This window comes from Sphingomonas epibiotica (assembly GCF_039615155.1).
GTDB lineage: Bacteria > Pseudomonadota > Alphaproteobacteria > Sphingomonadales > Sphingomonadaceae > Sphingomonas.
This window is the reverse complement of record NZ_JBDGHY010000012.1, coordinates 24,437-46,924: the sequence shown is the minus strand read 5'-3', so window position 1 is coordinate 46,924 and position 22,488 is coordinate 24,437. Positions and strand designations below refer to the sequence as shown.

23 protein-coding genes are annotated in these 22,488 nt (G+C 66.1%); 8 read left to right on the top strand and 15 right to left on the bottom strand.

The genetic code is table 11. From position 1 onward, the window contains the following. Nucleotides 1–8: 8 nt before the first annotated feature. From AAIO73_RS18425 to coxB, 13 genes are all read right to left on the bottom strand, one after another. Nucleotides 9–878, bottom strand: a complete 870-nt coding sequence (locus AAIO73_RS18425) for a class I SAM-dependent methyltransferase (protein WP_345880047.1) — start codon at nt 876–878, stop codon at nt 9–11. Continuing rightward, entirely contained in the window at nt 878–2,272 is a 1,395-nt protein-coding gene (gene thrC / locus AAIO73_RS18420) for a threonine synthase (protein ID WP_345880045.1), read from the bottom strand. Before thrC ends, AAIO73_RS18425 begins: the two co-directional genes overlap by 1 nt. A 10-nt stretch (nt 2,273–2,282) precedes the next feature. Further along, nucleotides 2,283–2,891: an SURF1 family protein gene (locus AAIO73_RS18415; protein WP_345880043.1), complete on the bottom strand. Its 609-nt coding sequence runs from the start codon at nt 2,889–2,891 to the stop codon at nt 2,283–2,285. Then, nucleotides 2,888–3,271, bottom strand: coding sequence for a DUF983 domain-containing protein (locus AAIO73_RS18410; RefSeq protein WP_345880042.1), 384 nt, complete (start codon nt 3,269–3,271; stop codon nt 2,888–2,890). Before AAIO73_RS18410 ends, AAIO73_RS18415 begins: the two co-directional genes overlap by 4 nt. Then, entirely contained in the window at nt 3,271–4,185 is a 915-nt protein-coding gene (locus tag AAIO73_RS18405; RefSeq protein WP_345880076.1) for a cytochrome c oxidase subunit 3, read from the bottom strand. Before AAIO73_RS18405 ends, AAIO73_RS18410 begins: the two co-directional genes overlap by 1 nt. A 52-nt stretch (nt 4,186–4,237) precedes the next feature. Then, entirely contained in the window at nt 4,238–4,771 is a 534-nt protein-coding gene (locus AAIO73_RS18400; protein ID WP_345880041.1) for a cytochrome c oxidase assembly protein, read from the bottom strand. Beyond that, nucleotides 4,768–4,902: a cytochrome c oxidase system small membrane protein gene (locus tag AAIO73_RS18395; protein ID WP_345880040.1), complete on the bottom strand. Its 135-nt coding sequence runs from the start codon at nt 4,900–4,902 to the stop codon at nt 4,768–4,770. The genes AAIO73_RS18400 and AAIO73_RS18395 overlap by 4 nt, the downstream gene beginning before the upstream one ends. Next, nucleotides 4,899–5,798, bottom strand: a complete 900-nt coding sequence (locus tag AAIO73_RS18390; RefSeq protein ID WP_345880039.1) for a heme o synthase — start codon at nt 5,796–5,798, stop codon at nt 4,899–4,901. Before AAIO73_RS18390 ends, AAIO73_RS18395 begins: the two co-directional genes overlap by 4 nt. A 98-nt stretch (nt 5,799–5,896) precedes the next feature. After that, nucleotides 5,897–8,176 (bottom strand): TonB-dependent receptor, encoded by a 2,280-nt coding sequence (locus tag AAIO73_RS18385; protein ID WP_345880037.1) that lies wholly within the window; start codon nt 8,174–8,176, stop codon nt 5,897–5,899. A 186-nt stretch (nt 8,177–8,362) separates the two neighbouring features. Then, nucleotides 8,363–9,754, bottom strand: coding sequence for a DUF1501 domain-containing protein (locus AAIO73_RS18380; RefSeq protein WP_345880036.1), 1,392 nt, complete (start codon nt 9,752–9,754; stop codon nt 8,363–8,365). Beyond that, a complete protein-coding gene (locus tag AAIO73_RS18375; protein WP_345880034.1) occupies nt 9,751–11,526 on the bottom strand; it encodes a DUF1800 domain-containing protein in 1,776 nt (591 codons plus the stop codon). Before AAIO73_RS18375 ends, AAIO73_RS18380 begins: the two co-directional genes overlap by 4 nt. Nucleotides 11,527–11,724: 198 nt before the next feature. Then, complete coding sequence (gene ctaD, locus AAIO73_RS18370; RefSeq protein ID WP_345880032.1) at nt 11,725–13,383, bottom strand: cytochrome c oxidase subunit I; 1,659 nt, start codon at nt 13,381–13,383, stop codon at nt 11,725–11,727. Between the two features lies 1 nt (nt 13,384). Further along, entirely contained in the window at nt 13,385–14,581 is a 1,197-nt protein-coding gene (gene coxB / locus AAIO73_RS18365) for a cytochrome c oxidase subunit II (RefSeq protein WP_345880030.1), read from the bottom strand. 203 nt (nt 14,582–14,784) lie between these two features. On the opposite strand from coxB, the gene pyrE reads away from it, so the two are divergent. The 8 genes from pyrE (at nt 14,785) to AAIO73_RS18325 (ending at nt 20,938) form a co-directional block, all read left to right on the top strand. After that, a complete protein-coding gene (gene pyrE, locus AAIO73_RS18360) occupies nt 14,785–15,366 on the top strand; it encodes an orotate phosphoribosyltransferase (protein ID WP_345880027.1) in 582 nt (193 codons plus the stop codon). After that, nucleotides 15,363–16,091: a pyridoxine 5'-phosphate synthase gene (locus AAIO73_RS18355; RefSeq protein ID WP_345880026.1), complete on the top strand. Its 729-nt coding sequence runs from the start codon at nt 15,363–15,365 to the stop codon at nt 16,089–16,091. Before pyrE ends, AAIO73_RS18355 begins: the two co-directional genes overlap by 4 nt. A 145-nt stretch (nt 16,092–16,236) precedes the next feature. Continuing rightward, nucleotides 16,237–16,644, top strand: a complete 408-nt coding sequence (acpS, locus tag AAIO73_RS18350; protein ID WP_242119333.1) for a holo-ACP synthase — start codon at nt 16,237–16,239, stop codon at nt 16,642–16,644. 8 nt (nt 16,645–16,652) lie between these two features. After that, the gene (gene lepB / locus AAIO73_RS18345) at nt 16,653–17,609 is read left to right on the top strand and encodes a signal peptidase I (protein WP_345880023.1); all 957 of its coding nucleotides are present in this window, start codon (nt 16,653–16,655) and stop codon (nt 17,607–17,609) included. Next, nucleotides 17,606–18,256, top strand: a complete 651-nt coding sequence (gene maiA / locus AAIO73_RS18340; protein WP_345880022.1) for a maleylacetoacetate isomerase — start codon at nt 17,606–17,608, stop codon at nt 18,254–18,256. The genes lepB and maiA overlap by 4 nt, the downstream gene beginning before the upstream one ends. Before the next feature lie 42 nt (nt 18,257–18,298). Continuing rightward, nucleotides 18,299–19,213 carry a hypothetical protein gene (locus AAIO73_RS18335; RefSeq protein ID WP_345880021.1) on the top strand — a complete coding sequence of 305 codons (915 nt, stop codon included), beginning with the start codon at nt 18,299–18,301 and terminating at the stop codon, nt 19,211–19,213. Continuing rightward, nucleotides 19,210–19,725 (top strand): DUF2141 domain-containing protein, encoded by a 516-nt coding sequence (locus tag AAIO73_RS18330; protein WP_345880020.1) that lies wholly within the window; start codon nt 19,210–19,212, stop codon nt 19,723–19,725. Before AAIO73_RS18335 ends, AAIO73_RS18330 begins: the two co-directional genes overlap by 4 nt. 19 nt (nt 19,726–19,744) lie before the next feature. After that, nucleotides 19,745–20,938, top strand: coding sequence for a glycosyltransferase (locus AAIO73_RS18325; protein ID WP_345880018.1), 1,194 nt, complete (start codon nt 19,745–19,747; stop codon nt 20,936–20,938). 19 nt (nt 20,939–20,957) lie between these two features. Here the strand turns inward: AAIO73_RS18325 and AAIO73_RS18320 are convergent, their stop codons facing one another. Together AAIO73_RS18320 and AAIO73_RS18315 are read right to left on the bottom strand one after the other, a co-directional pair. Next, nucleotides 20,958–21,743, bottom strand: coding sequence for an SDR family NAD(P)-dependent oxidoreductase (locus AAIO73_RS18320; protein WP_345880015.1), 786 nt, complete (start codon nt 21,741–21,743; stop codon nt 20,958–20,960). Between the two features lie 26 nt (nt 21,744–21,769). Further along, the gene (locus AAIO73_RS18315) at nt 21,770–22,444 is read right to left on the bottom strand and encodes an HAD-IA family hydrolase (RefSeq protein WP_345880013.1); all 675 of its coding nucleotides are present in this window, start codon (nt 22,442–22,444) and stop codon (nt 21,770–21,772) included. Nucleotides 22,445–22,488: the final 44 nt, after the last annotated feature.

The window sequence follows — 22,488 nt, the reverse complement described above, 5'->3', positions numbered from 1 at the left end:
GAGGATCCTTACGTGTTACGCCACCGCGCAAAGATCGCCGTTGGCAGCGTCAGTCCGCGCGTTTCCTCGCGCACGCCGAGCTCTCCGCATTCGACGGTGCCGCCAAGATCGCTCAGCGACTGGCGCAACAATTCGCCGATCGCCAGCGCCGACATCCGCACCGCATACACCGTTAGGAACAGAAAGCGCGACTCGTTGTCGAGCAACTGCCGGCAATCGGCGATCAGGCCGGGGAGATGCTCCTCCAGCTTCCACACCTCGCCATTGGGGCCACGCCCCCATTTCGGCGGATCGAGGATGATGCCGTCATAGCGCCGTCCGCGCCGTACCTCGCGCGCGACGAACTTCGCGGCATCCTCGACCAGCCAGCGGACCGGTTTGTCGGTCATGTCCGACAGCGCGGCATTGGCCCGCGCCTGTTCGACCGATTTCTTCGACGCATCGACATGGACGACGCGTGCCCCCGCTGCTGCCAGCGCCAGCGAGCCGACGCCGGTATAGCCGAACAGGTTCAGGCATTCGGGATCGCTCGCCCCGTCCAGCCGCCCGCGCATCCAGTCCCAGACCGGCGCCATGTCGGGGAAAAAGCCGAGATGCCGAAACGGCGTGTTGCTCGCCGAAAACCGCACCTCGCGCCAGGTCAGCGGCCAGTCGCGCGGGGGTTGCTTGAAGAACTGCCAGCGCCCGCCGCCATCCTCGTCCGACCCCGGCACGAATTCGCCATGCGCATCCCAATCCGCCAGCGCGGGCGCCCACATCGCCTGCGGCTCGGGCCGGATGAAGCGATACGGGCCATAGCGTTCGAGCTTGCGACCATGGCCGCAGTCGATCAGCCCGTAATCGCCCCAGGGTTCGCCGATAAGCGCGATCGGTTCCATTATGCGCGGGGCGTCGCCCGTTCGGCGATCCACGCGGTTACGGCGTCGAACGTCGCGGGGAGGGTGACATAGCGCTCCTCGCGATCGAACAGGTCGCCGACGCGCGGCGGCAGCGCGGCGCGGGTGCCGATCGCGCGTTCGACCGCTTCGGGGAATTTGGCCGGATGCGCGGTGGCCAGCGTCACCATCGGCGCGTCGATGCCGCTGTCGAGGGCAGCGGCGAGCGCGATCGCGGTATGCGGGTCGATCGTCTGCGCGGCATGATCGCACGCCCAGCGCATCGCCTTTGCCATGCGATCGCCGTCGACGCGCGCGCTGACGAACAGCGACGCCGCGCCCTGCTGCTGCGCATTGGTTAGGCGCATCGCCCGGCTGGCTTCGAACCCGCGCATCTGTTCGCCCAGCGCCACGCCGTCGCGCCCGCCAAGGTCATAGAGCAGGCGTTCGAAATTCGAGCTGACCTGGATATCCATCGATGGCGTCGCGGTCGGCGTAACCTGCGCGCTCGAATAATCGCCGTTGGTCAGCGCGCGGTGGAGGATGTCGTTGACGTTGGTCGCGACGATCAGCTTGGCGATCGGCAGCCCCATCTGTGCCGCGACAAAGCCGGCAAACACGTCGCCGAAATTGCCGGTCGGCACCGAAAAGGCGATCGCCTTGTCCGGTCCACCCAGCCGGACGGCGGCGTAGAAATAATAGACGACCTGCGCCATCAGCCGGGCCCAGTTGATCGAGTTCACTGCCGACAGACGGAAGCGACTTGAGAAGCCGGGGTCGTTGAACATCGCCTTGACCAGCGCCTGCGCGGTGTCGAAATCCCCTTCGATCGCGATGTTATGGACGTTGGGGGACAGTACGGTCGTCATCTGCCGCCGCTGCACGTCGGACACGCGGCCCGCCGGGTGCAGCATGAAGATGTCGATATGGTCGCGGCCCGCCACGGCGTCGATCGCCGCCGAACCGGTATCGCCGCTGGTCGCGCCGATGATCGTCAGCCGTTCGGTCGTGCCGGTCAGGAATCGTTCGAAGAACAGCCCGAGCAGTTGCAGCGCGACATCCTTGAACGCCAGCGTCGGCCCGTGGAACAGTTCGAGCAGCCACTGGTCGTGATCGATCTGCACCAGCGGCGTTACCGCCTTGTGACTGAACCGGCCATAGGCGGTTTCGCATAGTTCCAGCAGTTCGGCTTCGCTCAGGGCATCGCCGACAAACCGCGCCATGACTTTGGCCGCGGTCTCGGCATAGCTCAGGCCAGCAAGCGCACTAATTTCCTCGCGCGTCAGGGTCGGCCAGGCCTCGGGCAGATACAGGCCGCCATCGCTGGCCAAACCGGCCAGCGTCGCGCCGGCGAAGTCGAGATCGGGCGCATGGCCCCTGGTGCTGACATACCGCATGGGCGTGCGGTTAGCGGCTGCGACGGCGAAGTGCCAGCAAGTATATGATGACCGCGGCCAAGGCGAAGGCGAACCACTGGATCGCATAGGCGAGGTGGTTGTCGGGCAGACTGGCGGGATCGGGGCGGTGGCTGGGTTTCAGGCCGGGGGCTGGAGTGTCCGACACGATCATCGGCGCGGGTGGCGTGACGCGGCCGGTCATGCGGTCGAGCAGGGTCGGCCCGCCCGGTGCCTGGCTGAGCGTACCCGCCACCGCACCGCCGGCCCAGACCGAGCGCAACTTCGGATCGGGTGCGACGCCGAGATCGACTCGGAAGCGCTGACCGTTCGGACCGGTGCATGCGGCGATGTGACGATAACCCGAACTGCCATCGACCGCGCGGCCCGCGCCCATCGTCCAGTCGCCGACCCGCGCGCAATTGGCGGTGACGCTTGCGAACAGCAGGTCGTCGGTGATCCGCGCCGGCAGCGGTTGCGCGGGGCGATTGAGATTGGCGCGGGCGTGGGCGATCAGCGCGGCTTTCTCCGCGCGACGCTGCAACTGCCACACGCTCAGCGCGACCATCGCCGCGACCGCCAGCAGCACGATCAGCGTCGGCAGGATCGGCAGGCGTTTCACGGCCGCGGGTCGATCCGGCCTTCGCGCGCACCGCGCTTATATTCGAGCGCGATCAGCATACCCTTGGCGATGCGCAGGCTGCCGACCACGCCGAGGATAGTTAGCGGTACCCAGAGCAGCACGTGCACCCACCATGGCGGGCCGGCGGCGAGTTCGAGCCAGATGGCGAGGATGGTGATGATCGTGCCGATGCCGAGCGTCAGGAACGCAGCCGGGCCGTCGCCGACATTGAACGCACCGAAGTCCAGTCCGCAGGCTGAACAGCGATCGGCAAAGGCGACGGGACTGCGGAACAGGGTCGGCGCGGCGCACCGCGGGCACAGGCCGCGCACGCCGCAGTCGAAGGGCGCGGGACCGCCTGCGCCCGGTTGGTCGGGCATCAGCCGCCGTGGATCGGCGCGCCCCAGCCGCCCCACACATAGATGACGACGAACAGGAACAGCCACACCACGTCGACGAAATGCCAGTACCATGCGGCCGCTTCGAAGCCGAAATGCTGCTTCGGGGTGAAGTCGCCCTGATAGGCGCGGATCAGGTTGACGGCGAGGAAGATGGTGCCGACCAGCACGTGGAAGCCGTGGAACCCGGTCGCCATGTAGAAAGATGCGCCGTAGTTCAGGCCTTTGAACGGCATCGGCGCATGGATGTACTCATAGGCCTGGATGCACGAGAACAGCGCGCCGAGGATAACGGTCAGCCACAGCCCCTTCTTGACGCCGTCATTCTCGCCTACGCCGATCGCGCCCCACAGACCCTTCAGCGCACCGCCGCGCTGGTTGTGGATTAATGCGTGATGCGCCCAGGTCACGGTCGTGCCCGACAAAAGCAAAATGAAGGTGTTGAGCAGCGGCAGTTCGAAGGCGTTGAGCACTTCGAGGCCGGCAGGCGGCCACTGCGCGGCGACGGCGGTATTGCCCGCCTCAATCAGCGAGACGCCGTCCTCGTGATTATACTGGATCGCGGCGGGGAAGAGCGAGAAGTCGAACCACGACCAGAACCAGCCGACGAAGAACATCACTTCGGAAGCGATGAACAGGATCATGCCGTAGCGCAGATGAAGCTGCACCACCGGCGTATGGTCGCCCGCCTTCGATTCGCGGATCACATCGGCCCACCAGAAGCCCATACAGGCCAGCGTCGCGATCAGTCCGGCGCCAAACACGAAGCCGCCGAGCGGCGCTTCGTTCAGATACATGACGCCGCCCGCCGCCATCATGAAGGCGGCCATCGAACTGGCGAGCGGCCAGATGCTGGGGGGCAGGATATGAAAATCGTGGTTCTTCGCGCCTGCCATCATCCGTCCCTAAGCTGTTCGCGCCTTTTGCGGAGCGTGTTTGCGCGCGATCCTAGCTCTTCGTCGCGCCCGAATCCACCGGGTAAAATGTGTAGGATAGGGTGATCGCGCGAATGTCCTTCGCGTCCGGATCGTCATGGATTTTGGGATCGACGAAGAAGATCACCGGCATGCGCACCTTCTCACCCGGTTGCAGCGTCTGCTGGGTGAAGCAGAAGCACTGGATCTTGGTGAAATATTTGCCCGCCTGGCTGGGGGTCACGTTGAAGGTCGCGGTGCCGGTGACCGGACGACCCGACACGTTCTTCGCGGTGAAGAACGCCATGTCGCGCGCGCCGATATCGACGGTTTCGGAGGCGCGTTCGGGCTTGAATTCCCATCCCAGCGCTGGATTGGTGTTGGTGTCGAACCGCACCACGACCTTGTCGCCGATGCCGCCGGGCGCCTGTTCCCCACGCTGGGTCGTGCCGTTGAAACCGGTCACCTGACAGAACATGCGGTATAGCGGCACGCTGGCGAAACCGACGCCGGTCATGCCGATCACGCCCGCCACCGCCAGCAACGCGACCCGCAAATTGCGCGTCATGCGCCCATTCCCGCCTGAATCTTCACGATGGTGATCGCGAACAGCAGCACGACGAACCCGCCGAGCAGCCATGCCATCACCTTGGCCCGTTCGCGCTGCCGCGCGCGGATGCGGTCGTCGTGTTCGCTCATGCCAACATCCATCGGTCGGCGACCAGCGCGCCGAACATCGCAAAGAGATACAGGATCGAGAAGGCGAACAGCCGCTTTTCGGGCTTCATCTTGTCGTCTTGTCCCGTCGAACGCAGCGCGACCTGTACCGCCAGCAACCCGAAGGTCGCGGTCAGCAGGCAGGCGGCGATGCCGTAGATCGCACCGGTCAGCTCCAGCGGCCACGGCGCCACCGCGACTGCCGCCATCGGAATGGTGTACAGCCCAATCTGGGTCCGGGTCGTCCGCTCGCCCGCCACCACCGGCAGCATCGGCACGCCGGCATTGGCGTAATCGGTCTTCACGAACAGCGCCAAGGCCCAGAAATGCGGCGGCGTCCACAGGAAGACGAGGGAGAACAGCAGGAACGGCAGCAGCGCGACGTCGCCGGTCGCCGCCGCCCAGCCGATCAGCGGCGGAAACGCCCCGGCCGCCCCGCCGATGACGATGTTCTGCGGCGTCCGGCGCTTGAGCCACACGGTATAGACCAGCACGTAGAACAGGATCGACACGGTCAGGATCGCGGCGGCGGCCAGGTTCACCGCCAGCCCCATCAGCACGACCGAAAAGATTGCGAGACCTACGCCGAAATGCAGCGCCGATTGCCGGTCCATGCGCCCGGCGGGGAGCGGACGACCCTGTGTCCGCTTCATCTTGGCGTCGAGATCGGCCTCATACCACTGATTGAGTGCGCCGGCGGCACCCGCGCCGAGGGCGATGCACAGCACGGCAGTGAAGCCGATCACCGGATGGATCGCGACCGGCGCGGCGAGCATGCCGCACAGCCCGGTAAAGACGACCAGCGTCATCACCCGCGGCTTGGTAAGGGCAAGGAAATCGCGCCAGTCGGCGGGCAGGGTGATCGTCTGCGCGGTCATCGCCGCCCTATATCGGGTTGTGGCGGCGGGGGAAAGCGCCGCCCTGCCCTGTCATTCCGGTCGTGGCCGGAATGACAGGGCAGGGCGGTCGGAACGCCTTACCGGAACTTGCCCGACAGCGAGACGCCGATGATCCGCGGATCGTTGAACACGGCGGCCATGTAATTTTCGATCACGCCCTTCAGATTCTTTTCGTTGGTGATGTTGCGCGCGAATACCGACAATTCCCAGGCGTCCGACGGCGGGGCGTAACCGATCTTCAGCCCGCCTTCGAAATTGCCGTTCGCGGTGAATTCGCGCGCCCGGTACAGGGTGAACTGCGTATAGCCCTGCAAATTCCAGTCGGTGGCGATGAACACGCGGGCACCGTCGTTCAGCGGCTGCTCCCAACGTGCGGTCAGGTCGAGCGTATATTCGGGTGCGTTGGGCAGCGGTTCGCCGTCGATCTGGGCAAAGGTGTTGGCGCCGATGCGGATCGTCGGGTTGTCGACGGTGCAGACGACCTGACCGTTGAGCGCGCAGACCTGCGCATAGACGCGCTTGTCGCGAATTGCCGAATGCAGCCAGCTACCGCCCAGACCCAGCGTCAACTGCGGCACCGGCCTCCAGTCGAGCTCGGCCTCGACGCCGTACGCCTGTGCCTTGTCGGCATTGAACAGCACGCCGTTGCCGTTCGAATCGTTGCCGTTCAGCTGGATATCCTTGACCCGGTAACCGAACACCGTGGCGTTCAGGCGCAGCGTGTTGTCGATCAGGCTGCTCTTGAACCCCGTTTCGAACGACAGGATCGTTTCCGAATCGGCGGTGGTGAAGTCGGCGTTGAACACAGCCGAACGCCCTTGGATCGTCGGCCCCCGGAAACCGCGGGCGACACGCGAATACAGGCTGAATTCGTCGCTCGCCTTGTACAGCAGGCTCACATCCCAGCTCGGCTCGGTCGACGACAGGCGGACATCGGTGCGCCCGCGATAGGTGACGACGTTGGCGGCGGTGTTGGCGGTCTTCACCAGCCGGGTGCGCTTCGTATCCTCGGTAATGCGCGCGCCGGCGGTCAGCGTCAGCTGATCGGTCAGGTCGTAATGCGCCTGTCCGAATGCCGCCCACGACGTGTTGACGTCGCGCAGCCGCACCCAGTTGTTGGGGTTGCGCGCCGCGGTCGTCAGGAAGAAGCCACGCTGGTAGAATTCGGTGACGTCGCGATTGTCGAAATAGAAGCCGCCGACCTGAAAGCCGAACGGGCCGGTGCCGGTCGAGGCGAGGCGGATTTCCTGCGACCATTGGTTGAGGTCGCGGATATTGCCGCGGCTCTGGCCGAAGCCGTTGGGGACGCCATTGACCGGGAACAGCGCGGCAGCGCCGCCATCGGTGTCGCCCCGGCTCGATCCGCTGGTCGTTTCATAGGCGGTGATCGAGCTGAGCGTCACCGGCCCGAAATCGAACGCCATCCGCGCCGATGCGCCATAGGTGTCATAGGCCTGCGGATTGTTGCCGCCTTCGTCCAATGCCACGCGGTCGCGCGGTTCGGCCGACACGTCGTTCGACCCGCGCTTCAACGCTGCACGGTGGAAGATGGTCGAGGTGCCTTCATACCAGCGGGCATGGCCCGACAGGTCGATGGTGACCGCGTCGATCGGCTGTGCGCGCAGCTGAAGGCGCAGGTTGCGATCGTCGAAACCGCCCATCGCGTCCTTTTTCGGCGTCTGGGTATTGTCGGCGCTGAACCCGGCATAGGTGTTGTCGACCCAGTCGTCGCGGTGCTGGACCAGCGCCGATACGCGCACCATCAGCCCATCGGCGATCGGCCCACCGACCCCGGCATCGAAGCTGGCACTGTTATAGGTGCCGTACGATGCCTGTGCCCGGCTCTGGAAGGTCGCGGTCGGGCGGATCGTGTCGAACTTGATGATGCCGGCGGTGGTGTTGCGGCCGAACAGCGACCCCTGCGGTCCGCGCAGCACCTCGACCTGGGCCACGTCATACACCGGGTTCGACTTCAGCACGACATGCTCGAGGATCACGTCGTCCTGGATGACGGTCACCGGCTGCGACGCGCCGAGATAGAAGTCGATATTGCCGAGGCCCCGGATATAGAAGCGCGGGAAGATGCGGCCGGTCGTCGTTTCGGCATACAGGCCGGGGATGCGCCCCGACAGCGACAGCAGCGTGTCCTCACCGCCCGCCTGGAACTGGCGCAGACCGTCGCCGGTCGCGACACCGACCGACAGCGGCGTGTCCTGCAACCGCTCCTCGCGCCGTTCGGCGGTGACGACGATATCGTCGAGTCCGGCCTCGGGTTCGGCGGGTTCGGTCTGTGCGAATGCCGGCGTGGCGAGCGCGATCAGTGCGGCGCTGGCGAGCAGCGGCAGGCGAAAATGCATGTCGGTTCCTTCCCTGTGACGGGTAGATCCGTTGCCGCACCGCCACCCGCGTTCCCCCGAACCCGAATGGCCAAGTGAGTGTACGGCAGGGCGGACCACCCCCGGCGGGCGCGCTAGGGCCGACTTATGGCAATTGCGTGACAGTCGTATGCATTATGCGACCCGCGCACGGTTCCGCACACGGCTTTAGACGAACCCCTGTCCCCAGCTCGATTTGTCGTAATTGCCGATATTGGGGAGCACGTTCGACATGTCGCCGTCGGACACGCCGAACCAGCGCGCCAGCGTCGAGGCATATTGGTCGACCGACATGGTCGGGATCAGGCGGCCTTGCCCCACATCGTCGGGCGTGTTGGTGCCGACCAGCGGCGCGGTGCCGTAGAGCCGCTTGCCGTTGACCGCCCCGCCCATGACGAAGTGCATCGATCCCCAGCCATGGTCGCAGCCATTGCCGTTCGACGGCAGCGTTCGTCCGAAATCGGACCCGGTAAAGGTCGTGACCTTGTCCGACACGCCCAACGCCACCGTCGTGTCGTGGAAGGCGCGCATCGCCTCCGACAATTTGGTCAGCAGCCGCGGCTGGTTCCCCGCCAGATTGTCGTGCAGGTCGAACCCGCCCATCGACACGAAGAACACCTGCCGTTTCGTGCCCAGATCACCCGAGATCGCGATCATCCGCGCGACCATGCGCAGCTGGTCGGCAAGGCCGTTGTCGGAGGGGAAAAGCGGGAAATTCGATTCGGGTACTCCGGCCAGACTGTTGGCCAGTTGTGCCTGCGTATCCATCGCCCGCTTGTTGATTCGCGCATATTCGGTGCCGAACATGTGCGGATTGGTCTCGGTCATCATCTGGCGCAGCGTCTGGGCCGCAACGCTCGACCCGTAGAGCGACGTTGCGTTGCGCAACAGCGGGACCGGACCGCCGGTGCCGACATTATACTGGATCGCATTGCGCCCCGACAGGAAGACGGCGTTGCCCGATGCGTTGATGCAGGTTGTCGCCGCGGTGCCGTTACCCGACTGGAACAGATCGCCGATCCGTCCGCCCCAGCCCGAACCGGCCCCCTCGGGGCTCGATGCCTGGAAAAAGCTTTGCTGGTCGTTGTGGCTGAACAGCTTGGGCGGCAGGCGCACCGACTTGTTCTGATATTGCGCCTTGGTCGTCGGCTGGATCAGCGTGCCGACATTCATCGCCACCGCCAGCCGCCCGGCATCGAACAGCGGGCTGAGCGGCGCCATTGCCGGGGCCAGCGCATAGGCGCGCCCACCCAGGTCCGCGGTCGGCAGGAGGACGGTCGGTGCCAACGCTTCGCGCGAGAAGGCGAGCGAACTGCGCAGCGACGTATATTTGGCGTGGCTGGTCGGATCATAGGGGACCAGCGTGTTGAAATGGTCGTTACCGCCAGCGAGGAAGATGCACACCAGCGCCTTGTAATCGCTGGCGGTGGCCGCTGCCGCCTCCCCGATCGCGCCGAGGCTGGTGACGAACGGGGCCGCGACCCCCGCCACCCCGAACAAGGCGGAGCGTTGCAGGAACGCGCGGCGGGAAACGTCGGTCAGGATGGTCGGAGCGTTCATTTGAGCACCAGATAATCGGGCGACGCGAGGGTCAGCAGGATCGCGACCCCGGTTCGGTTGAGCGTGGCGTTGTTCGCGGTCAGCGGGATGCTGTCGACGGCGGTACGGATGGTGGCGACGGTCGATGCCCGCAATTGCCCGGCGGCGAGGATCAGATTGACCTCGTCGACTAGCTTCGCGCTGTCCGATGCCAGCGCCATCATCGGCGCATAGTCCGCCTTGGTATCGCCGGTGCCGCCGCCGACCAGCGACTGCATGTAGTTGATATAGGCGATATTGGTCTGTTCGCTGGCCATCAGGAATTCGGGCGCCGTCAGGCCTGCCTGTACCAGCGGCGTGCCCGGCGGGCTGAAGCCCGGACGGACGAAGCCGAACACACTCGACGCGCGGCCGATGCCCTGGCCCAGCCGGGTCGTGGTGCTGGTCGTATCGCCGATCGCCCATGCGTCGCTGGGCGAGGTCACACCGAAGGCGCGCGCCCAGTTGGTTAGGCGCAGCACCGGTTCGCGCAGGCGGCCGGCGGTGGGGCTGGCCAGCGCTGCGGCCTCGTCGCGCGCTTCGGGATCGAGCAGGACGGCGCGGATGATCGCCTTCATGTCGCCACGCACGCCGCTGCCGTTATTGGCGAAGGCGGCGGCGACGCGCCCGACATAGGCGGGGCTGGGGTTAGAGGTGACCATCCGCTGGATCAGCTGCTTCGACACGAACGGCGCGATGTTCGGATGGCGGAAGATGATGTCGAGCGCGGCATCGACCGCTGCCCAGCCGCCGCCCGACACCGTCCCGCCAAGGAAGGTCGCCGACCCGGTCTCGTTGTTGGCGTCGTTCAGGATCAGTGGCTGACGCATCCGGTCTGCCGTCGTCCGGTCGTTGGTCGCCAGTTGCAGCCCGGTGAACACCCGCGCCAGTTGGGAGACGTCGTCGAGCGTATAGGTCTCCAGCACCTGTCCGTTCGACATGCGCACGGTGCCGTCCTGTTCGAGCTGGCTCACGCCCAGCGTGAAGAGCTGCATCAGTTCGCGCGCGAAGTTTTCGTCGGGCAGGCTGCCGGTCGACGGATTGGCCTTCTTGCTGTTCACGAACGTCAGGAACACGCCCATCGTCGCGTTGCGGGCGATCGCGCCGAGCAGGTCGCGATAGTTGCCAAAGGCGTTGTCGGCGAGAATGTCGGTATAGGCCGCCATCGACAGGGCGCGCCAGTCGATGGTCAGCGCGTTCATGCCGACGACCAGATAGTCGAGCAGCGCGACCGTCACGCGCTGCCGCAATGCATCGGGGCCAGCGATGACCTGTCGCCACACGCTGGCGTCGTACCCGCTCTGGACATTGACCTTGTTCGCTTCGGCATAGCCGTTGGCGACCATCCAGTCCCAATGGCCGGTCTGGCCGGTCTGGCGCGGGATCGCGAACTGCGCCTCGATCCATCCGGCGATGCCGGTGTTCAGTACCGCATCGATGCTGGTGCGGGTCGCGCCCATCGTCGCCTGCGCGAGGAAGCGGCTGGCGCTGCGGGCGTTCAGCGCGGCGACCGTCGGCGTCGGGCTGGGAGTCGGCGTCGGGGTCGGAGTGGGGTTCGGTCCGGCGACGGTGACCGTGCCGGGGCCGGTGCCGCCGCCCGAATCGCACGCGGCGAGCAGCGCCGCTGCAGCGATCACGCCGTGCTTCGCGGCGAGGCCCGTTGCGGGCGCCGCATCGACGGGCAAGCCCCGTGTCGTCTGTTCCGAAATCGGTGTCCGATCAGCAGTGTCGATGATCGTTTCGTCGCCCAACATGGCAATCCCCTGTACGCTGGCTCCGGGGATAAGGACCTATGGTTGGGGAATGTTTAACGTACGGAATTTTCGGTCGGAACATGGTTAAGCGGAGGTTTCGACCGACGGTTTCGAAGCCGTACCGACCCCTGCGAAACCGCATAAAAAACGCCCCGGATCGCTCCGGGGCGTTTCTTTCTTTTTTCGTGCGCGTCCCGGTCAGTCGACCTTGGGCAGCGTTTCGAACTGGTGGAACGGCGGCGGCGAGGACAGCGTCCATTCCAGCGTCGTCGCTCCATCGCCCCACGGATTGTCCGCCGCCTTGCGCCCGGCCATCAGCGAGATGACGACGTTGACGAAGAAGAACACCATGCCGACCGCCATGATCCCATATCCGGCCGAGGCGATGTGGTTGTAAAAGGCATAGGCGTCCGGATAGTCCGGGTAGCGCCGCGGCATGCCCTGCGCGCCGAGGAAGTGCATCGGGAAGAACATCACGTTCACGCCAATGAAGAACACCCAGAAGTGCAGCTTGCCGAGCAGTTCGTTGTACATCTTCCCCGACATCTTCGGGAACCAGTAGTAGAAGCCGGCGAACAGCGCGAACACCGCCCCCAGCGACAGGACGTAGTGGAAGTGCGCGACGACATAATAGGTGTCGTGCAGCACATCGTCGACACCGCCATTGGCAAGCACGACGCCGGTCACGCCGCCGACCGTGAACATGAAGATGAACCCGATCGCCCACAGCATCGGCGTGGGGAAGCGCAGCGACCCGCCCCACATCGTCGCGATCCACGAGAAGATCTTGATGCCGGTCGGCACCGCGATGATCATCGTCGCGGCGGTGAAGTACATCTTGGTGTTCACGCTCAAGCCGGTGGTGAACATGTGGTGCGCCCACACCACGAAGCCGACCGCACCGATCGCGACCATGGCATAGGCCATGCCGAGATAGCCGAACACCGGCTTGCGGCTGAACGTTGCGACGATGTGGCTGATGATGCCGAAGCCCGGCAGGATCATGATGTACACTTCGGGGTGACCGAAGAACCAGAACAGATGCTGGTACAGGATCGGATCGCCGCCGCCGGCCGGATCGAAGAAGGTCGTGCCGAACTTGCGATCGGTCAGCAACATGGTGATCGCCGCAGCCAGCACCGGCAGCGCCAGCAGCAGCAGGAAGGCGGTGACCAGCACCGACCACACGAACAGCGGCATCTTGTGCAGGGTCATGCCCGGCGCGCGCATGTTGAAGATGGTGGTAATGAAGTTGATCGCGCCGAGAATCGACGACGCACCGGCGAGGTGCAGCGACAGGATCGCCATGTCGACGCTCGGCCCCGGTTCGCCATAGGTCGACAGCGGAGCATAGACTGTCCAGCCGGTGCCCGCGCCGCCGCCGAACATCGTGCTGCCCAACAGCAGCGCGAAGGCGGGGATCAGCAGCCAGAAGGAGATGTTGTTCATGCGCGGGAACGCCATGTCCGGCGCGCCGATCATGATCGGCACGAACCAGTTGCCGAAGCCGCCGATCATCGCCGGCATGACCATGAAGAACACCATGATCAGGCCGTGCGCGGTGATCAGCACGTTCCAGAAATGCAGCGCCTGATCGCCTTCATGCCCCGACAGCCATGGCAGCCACTGGATGCCGGGTGCCGCGAGTTCGAGGCGCATCAGCCCCGAAATCGCGCCGCCGATGATCCCCGCGACGATCGCGAAGATCAGGTACAGCGTCCCGATATCCTTGTGGTTGGTCGACATGAACCAGCGGGCGAAGAATGCCGGCTTGTGGTCGGCATCGTGATGATGCGCGTCGGCCCCACGCCCGTGGGCATCGAACGCGTGGTGGCCGGAAAGGGCGGAATCGGTCATTTTACTGGTCCACGTTGCCGACGCCGCCGCCGTTGCCGGTGGCGCGCTGGGTGGAGGGGGAGGCGGCTTCGGTCGCGTTGACGACCGGCGTCGACGCGTCGCTCGCCGTATTGCCGGCTTCCGACGTGGCGTCGGCGGTGTCGGCACCCGGCTGCGGGATCACGGCATTGCTCGGCGCGGCGGCTTCGGCCGGGCTGGGCAGCGTGCCGCCCTTGGCGCGGATCCACTGGTTGAACTGCGCCACCGGCACCGCTTCGACCGCGATCGGCATATACGCATGGCGCGCACCGCACAGCTCGCTGCACTGGCCGAAATACAGGCCCGGCTTCTCGATGGTGAAGCTGGTCTCGTTCAGCCGCCCGGGTACCGCGTCGAGCTTCACCCAGAAGGCCGGGATCGCCCAGCTGTGGATCACGTCGGTCGCGGTGGTGATCAGGCGGATCGGCACGCCGACCGGCAGCACGATGCGATTGTCGACCGCCAGCAGGCGCGGCCCGTCGGCGTCCGTGCGGAACCGCTGACCGGCGGCAACCTCGTTCTTTTCCTTCAGCATGTTGGCGGTCACCGACACGCCACCATAATCGGGATATTCGTAGCTCCAGAACCACTGGTTGCCGATCGCCTTGATCGTCACGGCATTGTCGGGCGCCGGCTTGAACTGGCGCGCGAGCAGCCCGATCGACGGCACCGCGATCGCGGCGAGGATCAGGACGGGGGCGGCGGTCCAGATGATCTCGATCGCGGTATTGTGCGACGTCTTCGACGGGACCGGGTTCGCCTTTTCGCGGAACCGGATCGCGACATAGGCGAGCAGGAACAGCACCAGCAGCGAAATCGCGACGATCACCGGCATCAGGATGTTGTTGTGGAACGCCTTGCCCTCGCGCCCATTGGGGGTGAACTGGGTCTGCAGGTCGATCGTGCGATCGGTCGGCTGACCGACATGCGGCGTCGCGACCATGCGCGGCGATCCGTCGGCGTTCAGCGTCGGGTCCTGCACCGCGGGCGGCGTCGGGGCGGCGGCGGTCGCGGGCGGCGTGACCTGTCCGGTCGGATTGGCCTCCGCCGATCCGGGGGGCGGGGCCCCCGCCTGCGGCGCGGTCGCGACCTCGCCGCTGCCCGGCGTCACCGCGGCCGGCTGCTGCGCATAGACGCTGCCCGCCAGTGCCGCGGCGGCGGCGAAAACAAACATCCTCATCCCAATGCTTCGCATCGTGTATCGTCACCCCGTTATCTGGCACGCGGCACGCTTCTAGATTGGCGTGGTCGCGTCGCGCGGGCGTTTGGAAACCCTAACCCATCGGGCTATACGCGGCATGTCGCCCGGCCTCAAGCGATGGTTGCGAACGCACCCCGGGCGGCAGTAGAGGGCGCGCGACGGCAATGGGCGGGATGACAGCCATGAACGACGACGCGATCCTCGACGAATTCCGGCAGGCGGAAGCGCTGCTGGAGGGGCATTTCATCCTGTCGTCGGGGCTGCGCTCGTCGCGTTATCTGCAATGCGCGCGCGTGCTGATGGATCCGCGCCGTGCGGCACGGCTGTGCGACGAACTTGCCAGCCGTCTGCCGGACGATGTGCGCGAATCGATCGAGGTCGTGATTTCGCCGGCGATGGGCGGCGTGATTGTCGGGCACGAGATGGGGCGGTCGCTGGGCGTATCCGCGATGTTCCTCGAACGGCCGACCGGTACGTTCGAACTGCGCCGCGGCTTCCGCATTGCTGCCGGCACCCGCGTGCTGATGATGGAGGACGTGGTCACGACCGGCCTGTCGTCGCGCGAGGCGATCGCCGCGATCGGCGCGGCGGGGGGGAAGGTCGTGGCAGCGGCGTCGCTGGTCGACCGGTCGAACGGTTCCGCCGATCTGGGCGTCCCCTTCTTGCCGCTGATCCGCCTCGACGTGCCGAGCTACCAGCCCGACGCGCTGCCCGCCGAACTGGCGGCGATCCCGGCGATCAAGCCCGGGAGCCGCGCGGCATGACCGGGCCGCTGCGTCTGGGCGTCAATATCGATCATGTCGCCACCGTCCGCAACGCACGCGGATCAGGCTATCCCGATCCGGTGCGAGCGGCGTTACTTGCGGCCGAACATGGCGCGGACGGCATCACCGCCCATCTGCGCGAGGATCGCCGCCATATCACCGACGACGATATCGCGCGGCTGTCGGCGGAGCTGATCGTGCCGCTCAACCTCGAAATGGCGGCGACCGACGAAATGCTCGGCATCGCGCTGCGCCATCGTCCGCACGCCGCCTGCATCGTCCCCGAAAAGCGTGAGGAGCGCACGACCGAGGGCGGGCTGGATGCTGCCGGGCAGTATGATGCGCTGGCACCGATGGTCCGCGAACTGGGCGCGGCGGGGGTGCGGGTGTCGCTGTTCATCGAACCCGATGCGCAGCAGATCGCCGCCGCCGTGGCGCTCGGCGCGCCGGTGGTCGAGTTGCACACCGGCCGCTATGCCGAACTGGCGGGCGACGAGCAGGTCGCCGAACTGCGCCGCATCGCCGATGCCGCGGCATTGGCGGCGAAGAACGGGATCGAGGTCCATGCCGGACATGGGCTGACCTTCGACAACGTCATCCCGATCGCGGCGATCCCGCAGGTGCGCGAGCTGAATATCGGCCATTTCCTGATCGGGGAGGCGATCTTCGGTGGTTTGGGGCCGATGGTGCGGCGGATGAAGGACTTGATGGAGACTGCACGGTGAAATGGGAATCCTCCCCGGCACGGCGAGGGGGACCAGCCGCAGGTTGGTGGAGGGGGGTATCCTGCTCCACTGCCGTTGCGGTTGGGGACGCCCCCCTCCACCACCGCCGCGCGGCGGTCCCCCTCACCGCGCCGGGGAGGATTTCATGATCGTCGGTCTCGGCTCGGACCTCTGCAATATCGAGCGTATCCAGTCGTCGCTCGACCGCTTCGGCGACCGGTTCCTGCAGCGCGTCTTCACCGAGGTCGAACAGGCCAAGGCCGCCCGGCGCCCCTTTACCCGCGCCGGGACGCTCGCCAAGCGCTTCGCTGCCAAGGAAGCCTTTTCCAAGGCGGTCGGGACCGGTTTCGCGCAAGGCGTGTTCATGCGCGACATCGGCGTGGTCAATGCCCGTTCCGGCGCGCCGACGCTGGCGCTGACCGGTGGTGCGAAAGCGCGACTTGACGCGATGATGCCCGAGGGCCACGTCGCGAAGGTGCATCTGACGATGACCGACGATCACCCCTGGGCCCAGGCGTTCGTCATCATCGAGGCGGTGCCGGCAACAGAGTAGGACGATTGATGGCCGATCATCTGGCGCTGGAGAACGATGGAGTTCCCGCGTCGTCGCCGACCCCGGCGCCTGCCCACCGCCATCCGCCGCGGCGTGCGCGGCTCGACTGGAAGGGCGAACTGCGCGGGCTGTTCTGGCTGTTGCTGGTGGTGCTGGGCTTTCACAGCTTCATCGCCAAGCCTTTCTATATCCCGTCCGAATCGATGCTACCGGGGCTGCGGGTCGGCGATCGGCTGGTGGTGAGCAAATATGCCTATGGGTGGTCGTTCGTATCGCCGACCATCCCCAATCCGGTGGCGATGTTCCGCGATATCGTGCTGCATCAACCGCAGGAGACGTGGAGCGTCCAGTTGCCGGCATGGCGTGGTCGCCTGTGGGGATTGATGCCCGAGCGCGGCGACGTGGTCATCGTCAAGCCGCCGGGCAGCAATACCGACCTCATCAAGCGCGTCATCGGCCTGCCGGGCGACCGGCTGGAGGTAGCGGGGGGCGTCGTCTACATCAACGACGTCGCCATTCCCCGCAAGGCGATGGGCGATGCGATGATCCCGGTCGACGCCAATACCCGCTGCGACGCCTATCAATATCCGGGCGCGTTGGTGCGGACCGACAAGGGTGCGTTCTGCCGCCTGCCGATGTATCGCGAGACGCTGCCGAACGGGCGGCAATATGACACGATCGACCTCGGCTATTCGCAGGGCGACAATTTCGCACCGATCGTGATCCCGGCCAACCATGTCTTTCTGATGGGCGACAATCGCGACAACAGTGCCGACAGCCGCTTCTCGGAAGCCGAGCGTGGGCTGGGCGGGCCGGTGCCGTGGGAGAATATCGGCGGGCGTGCCGAGTTCATCACCTTCTCGCTCGACGGTACGACCAGCCTGAACCCGGCGACCTGGTTCAGCTCGTTCCGCAGCGGTCGCGCCGGCACGTCGCTGGTGCCGGCAAGCGGGACCGCGCAGTGAGCGACGTCACGCTGTACGACTATTTTCGGTCGTCGGCTGGCTACCGCCTGCGCATCGCGCTGAACCTCAAGCACGTCGCCTATGACCGCGTCGAGATTTCGCTGCTGAAGGGCGAACAGCGTCAGCCCGATCATCTTGCGCGCAACCGTCAGGGACTCGTGCCCGCGCTGGCCCTGTCCGAAGGGACCGTGCTGACCCAGTCGCTGGCGATCCTCGACTGGCTGGACCACGCCCATCCCGAACCGCGACTGTTTCCCGCCGATCCGCTGGCGCGCGCGCAGGCGATGGCGCAGGCGCTGGTGATCGTCGCCGACATTCACCCGATCGACAATCTGCGTGTGCTGCAGCGCCTCGAACGCCAGTTCGGTGCCGATGCGGCGGCGAAGGCCGACTGGTATCGCCACTGGATCGCGCTGGGCCTCGACGCGCTGGAGGCGAGCGCGCCGGCGAACGGCTTTTTCGGCGGCGATGCGCCGGGGGTGGTCGATTGCTGCCTCGTGCCGCAACTCTATAATGCCCGGCGGTTCGAACTCGATCTGTCGCCATGGCCGAAACTGGTCGCGATCGACGCACGGACATCGGCGCTGCCCGCCTTTGCCGATGCGCATCCCGATCAGGTGGCCGACCAGGTGGCGCCCGCGGCATGATGCTGGCGAACGCCGGACCAACCGCGTAGGACGTCGCGCGACATGGTAAGCGATACCGACGCCGTACGGGCTGGGCCCGATCTGGCCGGGCTGGAGCCGCTGGAGCGGTTCCGTCCGCGTTGGCCGCGCATCCTCGGCGCGGCGCTGTCGGGGCTGATGATCGTCGGGCTGGCATGGGAGCTGTTCGATCATGGTTGGGCCGGGGTCGAACTCGCCGCACCGGATTCGCTGTGGTTCTACCTCTTCTTCGCGCTCGCCTATCTCTCGCCGCCGCTGTTCGATTTCATCATCTTCCGTGCGCTCTGGCGGCTGCCGTTCGACGGATTCGGCGCGCTGGTGCGCAAGCGGATCGCGAACGACGTCGTCATCGGCTATTCGGGCGACGTCTTCTTCTATGCCTGGGCGCGTGCCCGGCTGAAGATGGTGACTGCGCCGTTCGGGGCGGTGAAGGACGTGACGATCCTGTCGGGTATCGCCGGCAATATCGTCACCGTCGGCATGCTCGCCGTTGCGCTGCCCTTCGCCTTCGAACTGTTCACCGCGCCGCAGCTGCGGATGCTCAGCTGGTCAGCGGCGGTCGCGGTCGGGATTTCGGGGGTGCTGCTGCTGTTCTCGCGCCGGGTCTTCTCGCTGCCGGCACGGACGCTTGGCTGGATCTTCGGCGTGCATTGCGCGCGCCTCGTGCTCGGGTCGCTCGCCTTCGGTATCGCCAGCTATTTCGCGATGCCATGGGTGTCGATCAAGTGGTGGCTGTTCCTCGCCGCCGGGCGTCTCGTGGTGGCACGGCTGCCGCTGCTGCCGAACAAAGACCTTCTTTTCGCCAACTTCGCGATTATGTACATCGGGCATGGCGAAGCCCTGTCCGACCTCGTCGCATTCGTCGCGACGCTCACCCTGTTCACCCACGCGGTGTTGATGGCGGCATTCGGGCTTCCTGCGCTCGCAAGGAAAGAATGATGCAATTGCCTCTGACGCTGCTTGGTGCAGCGTTGCTCGTCGCGACGCCGGCCGCCGCGCAATCGATCGGCAGCGATGCTGCCGCCTGCAACAACGGGCAGGGGCCGGCGATCCGCGTCAACGTCGTCGGGCTGAAGGACCGCACCGGCCGGTTGAAGCTGGAACTCTACCCGGCAAACGACGACGATTTCCTGAAGGACGATCGCGACTTGCGCGCCGAGGGCAAGTTCTTCCGCCGCGTCTGGGCCGACATGCCGGCATCGGGCGCGGTACAGATGTGCATCCGCGCCCCGTCGCCCGGCCGCTATGCGTTGCTGTTCACCCATGACCGCGACGGGCGCAACAAGTTCAATTTCATGCGCGACGGCGCCGGGTTCCCAGGCGCGGGCAAGCTCGGGCGCGCGCGGCCGAAACTGGCGCAGGCGATCGTGACCGTGCCGGCCGGCGTGACCACCACGACCGTGCGCGCCCAGTATCTGCGCGGGCTGGGCGGTTTCGCCCCGCTCGGCTGACCCGGCCGATCGATCTCCGATGCGCGTCGTCGACGTCAACGAATTCTATTCGCCCACCGGCGGCGGGGTCCGCACCTATATCGATCACAAGATGACAATCATGGCCGAGCTGGGCCATGAACTGATCGTGATCGCGCCGGCAAAGCACAATGCGGTCGAGGAACGCCCCGGCGGTGGGCGCATCCATTGGGTGAAGGCGCCGACATTGGTGCTCGATCCCAATTACGGCATCTTCGTGCGCGGCGGCGCGATCCATACGCTGCTCGACGAACTCCATCCCGATGTGGTCGAGGCATCGAGCCCGTGGCGCCCCGCCACCATCGTCGCCGACTGGCCCGGCCATGCGGTAAAGGTCTATTTCGCGCATAACGACAATGTCGGCGCCTATCCACTGCGCTGGTTCGAACGGCTGGCCAGCCGCGAGCGGATCGAGGACGCGTTCATGTGGTGGACGCGCTACATGGCGCGCTACCTCGCCAAGATGGACGCGTTCGTCACCAACGGCCCGGCGCTCGAAAAGCGCCATGCCGCGCGCGGACTGACGGTGCATGCGTCGATGCCGCTCGGCATCCAGCGCGGTTTCTTTTCGCCCGAACATCGCGACGAACAGTTGCGCGCGTCGCTGCTCGAGCAGCTGGGCCTCCCGCCCGAGGGGCATTTGCTGCTCGGGCTGGGGCGGCACCATGCCGAGAAACGCTGGCCGATGATCTTCGACGCGGTCGAGATGGCGGGCGAACATATGGCTGTCGGCATGATCCAGATCGGCAGCGGGGTGCATACCCGCCGACTGGAACACCGGCTGAAGAACAGCCCGCATATCAAGCTGTTCCGCCCGGTCTACGATCGGGTTCGGCTGGCGCGGATCATGGCCAGTTGCGACGCGCTGATCCACGGATCCGATGCCGAGCCCTTCGGGTTGGTCGGGCTGGAAGGGCTGGCATCGGGCCTGCCGCTGATCGTGCCCGACGAGGGCGGCTGCGCCGAGATCGCCGAGCCGGACTTCGCCGAAACCTATGCCGCGCGCGATCCCCGGTCGGCGGCGGATGCGATCGGGCGGATGTTCGCGCGCGACTATGATGTGGTCAAGGCGGCGGCGAATGCAGCGGCGGCGCGGGTCAGGACCGACCGCGATCACGCGGTCGACCTGATGCACTATTATGAAGGGCTGGTGGCGCAGAAGGCGCAGCGTTACCCCGAATGGTTCGCCCGGTAACCCCGCACGCGGCGGCGCTTCAGTTCCGGTATCGGTCGGCCACCGTGTCGCGCGACGCGTTGGGCGCGATCTTCGCCTCCGCCGCCTCCAGCGCTTCCCAATCCGCCACGTCGGGCAGCGACGGGATGCACACCGCTTCGCCCAGTTCCAGCCCGCGCAGCGAGGCGACGACCAGATCGTCGGGCTCCATCACCCGTTCGGGCGGGAAATCGTCGATGCTCTTGCCCGCGACGTGGTGGAAATCGGTGGCGGTGACGCCGGGGATCAGCAACTGGATGCGGATGTTCAACTCCGTCGCCTCGACCTGCATCACGCGGGTATAATAGGCGACATAGGCCTTGGTCGCGCCATAGCCGGCATAGCCCGGCATCTTGGTGAACAGCGTGCCCGAGCCGACATTGATGATCGTGCCCTGGCCCGTGCGCTTCATCCCGGCCATCGCGGCATCGGCCAGCCGGCTGAAGGCGACGACGTTCAGCAGCAGCATGTCGGTCATGTCGTCGCGGTCGCCCTCACCGACCTTGCCCATCGCGGCGAAGCCGGCATTGTTGACGAACAGCGCGACCGGCTCGCCCGCCTCCAGCCGTTCCTCGACCACGTCGAGGTCGTCCGGGTCGGCGAGGTCGGCGACGATCACCTCGATATCAATGCCATGTTCGGCCGACAGCTGTTCGGCGAGATCGCGCAACCGGTCCTCGCGCCGGGCGACGATGACGAGGTCGTGGCCGGTCCGGGCGAGGTGATGCGCGAAGCTGAGGCCGATACCGGACGATGCGCCGGTGATGAGGGCGACGGGGCGGGGCATGGCAATTCCTAGACTGGAGTAGGGGGTCAGGCGGCCAAACGCGCGAGTGTCGGAATCAGTTCGTCATAGTGGTCGATCACCGCGTCCGCGCCCAGTTCGGCCACCGGCTGCATCATGAACCCGAACGAACAGGCGACCGACGGGATACCGGCATTGCGCGCCGCATCGATATCGAAATGCGAATCGCCGACGAACGCCGCGCGTCCGCCGCCGCAGCGTTCGATCATCGCGTCGATCGGCGCGCGGTTGGGCTTCGACTTGCCCGGACCCAGCGTGTCGCCGCCGAGGATGCAGGCGAAACGCTGTGTCAGGTCCAGTTCGTCCAGCAACCGCCGCGCCAGCGCCTCCAGCTTGTTGGTGACGATCGCGACCTTCACGCCGCCCGCTTCCAGCGCGTCGAGTGCCGCCAGCGCGCCCGGAAAGGGCCGCGAATGGACCGCGATATGTGCTTCATAATAATCGAGCAGCAGCCGGTTCAGCCGGTTCAGCTCGGCTTCGTCGCAGCCGCCGGTCGCCTCCATCCCCTGGCGCAGCATGTGCTTCGCGCCGCCGCCGATCATCGGGATCACCTGTTCGCGGGTCAGCGCCGGCCGGCCGGCATCGGCCAGGGCATGGTTGACGGCATCGGTCAGGTCGCCGCTGGTGTCGACGAACGTCCCGTCGAGATCGAAACCGACGATGGCGAATGAAATCTCTGTCATCTGGTCCGCTTTGGCGCGCGCGATATGGAATTGGCAAGGGTCGT

What these genes read in the sequence shown, in the direction of transcription:
- AAIO73_RS18425 (WP_345880047.1), bottom strand. Translation starts at nt 878, where the DNA reads ATGGAACCGATCGCGCTTATCGGCGAACCCTGGGGCGATTACGGGCTG.
- thrC (WP_345880045.1), bottom strand. Translation starts at nt 2,272, where the DNA reads ATGCGGTATGTCAGCACCAGGGGCCATGCGCCCGATCTCGACTTCGCC.
- AAIO73_RS18410 (WP_345880042.1), bottom strand. Translation starts at nt 3,271, where the DNA reads ATGCCCGACCAACCGGGCGCAGGCGGTCCCGCGCCCTTCGACTGCGGC.
- AAIO73_RS18405 (WP_345880076.1), bottom strand. Translation starts at nt 4,185, where the DNA reads ATGGCAGGCGCGAAGAACCACGATTTTCATATCCTGCCCCCCAGCATC.
- AAIO73_RS18400 (WP_345880041.1), bottom strand. Translation starts at nt 4,771, where the DNA reads ATGACGCGCAATTTGCGGGTCGCGTTGCTGGCGGTGGCGGGCGTGATC.
- AAIO73_RS18395 (WP_345880040.1), bottom strand. Translation starts at nt 4,902, where the DNA reads ATGAGCGAACACGACGACCGCATCCGCGCGCGGCAGCGCGAACGGGCC.
- AAIO73_RS18390 (WP_345880039.1), bottom strand. Translation starts at nt 5,798, where the DNA reads ATGACCGCGCAGACGATCACCCTGCCCGCCGACTGGCGCGATTTCCTT.
- AAIO73_RS18385 (WP_345880037.1), bottom strand. Translation starts at nt 8,176, where the DNA reads ATGCATTTTCGCCTGCCGCTGCTCGCCAGCGCCGCACTGATCGCGCTC.
- AAIO73_RS18380 (WP_345880036.1), bottom strand. Translation starts at nt 9,754, where the DNA reads ATGAACGCTCCGACCATCCTGACCGACGTTTCCCGCCGCGCGTTCCTG.
- AAIO73_RS18375 (WP_345880034.1), bottom strand. Translation starts at nt 11,526, where the DNA reads ATGTTGGGCGACGAAACGATCATCGACACTGCTGATCGGACACCGATT.
- ctaD (WP_345880032.1), bottom strand. Translation starts at nt 13,383, where the DNA reads ATGACCGATTCCGCCCTTTCCGGCCACCACGCGTTCGATGCCCACGGG.
- coxB (WP_345880030.1), bottom strand. Translation starts at nt 14,581, where the DNA reads ATGAGGATGTTTGTTTTCGCCGCCGCCGCGGCACTGGCGGGCAGCGTC.
- pyrE (WP_345880027.1), top strand. Translation starts at nt 14,785, where the DNA reads ATGAACGACGACGCGATCCTCGACGAATTCCGGCAGGCGGAAGCGCTG.
- AAIO73_RS18355 (WP_345880026.1), top strand. Translation starts at nt 15,363, where the DNA reads ATGACCGGGCCGCTGCGTCTGGGCGTCAATATCGATCATGTCGCCACC.
- acpS (WP_242119333.1), top strand. Translation starts at nt 16,237, where the DNA reads ATGATCGTCGGTCTCGGCTCGGACCTCTGCAATATCGAGCGTATCCAG.
- lepB (WP_345880023.1), top strand. Translation starts at nt 16,653, where the DNA reads ATGGCCGATCATCTGGCGCTGGAGAACGATGGAGTTCCCGCGTCGTCG.
- AAIO73_RS18335 (WP_345880021.1), top strand. Translation starts at nt 18,299, where the DNA reads ATGGTAAGCGATACCGACGCCGTACGGGCTGGGCCCGATCTGGCCGGG.
- AAIO73_RS18330 (WP_345880020.1), top strand. Translation starts at nt 19,210, where the DNA reads ATGATGCAATTGCCTCTGACGCTGCTTGGTGCAGCGTTGCTCGTCGCG.
- AAIO73_RS18325 (WP_345880018.1), top strand. Translation starts at nt 19,745, where the DNA reads ATGCGCGTCGTCGACGTCAACGAATTCTATTCGCCCACCGGCGGCGGG.
- AAIO73_RS18320 (WP_345880015.1), bottom strand. Translation starts at nt 21,743, where the DNA reads ATGCCCCGCCCCGTCGCCCTCATCACCGGCGCATCGTCCGGTATCGGC.
- AAIO73_RS18315 (WP_345880013.1), bottom strand. Translation starts at nt 22,444, where the DNA reads ATGACAGAGATTTCATTCGCCATCGTCGGTTTCGATCTCGACGGGACG.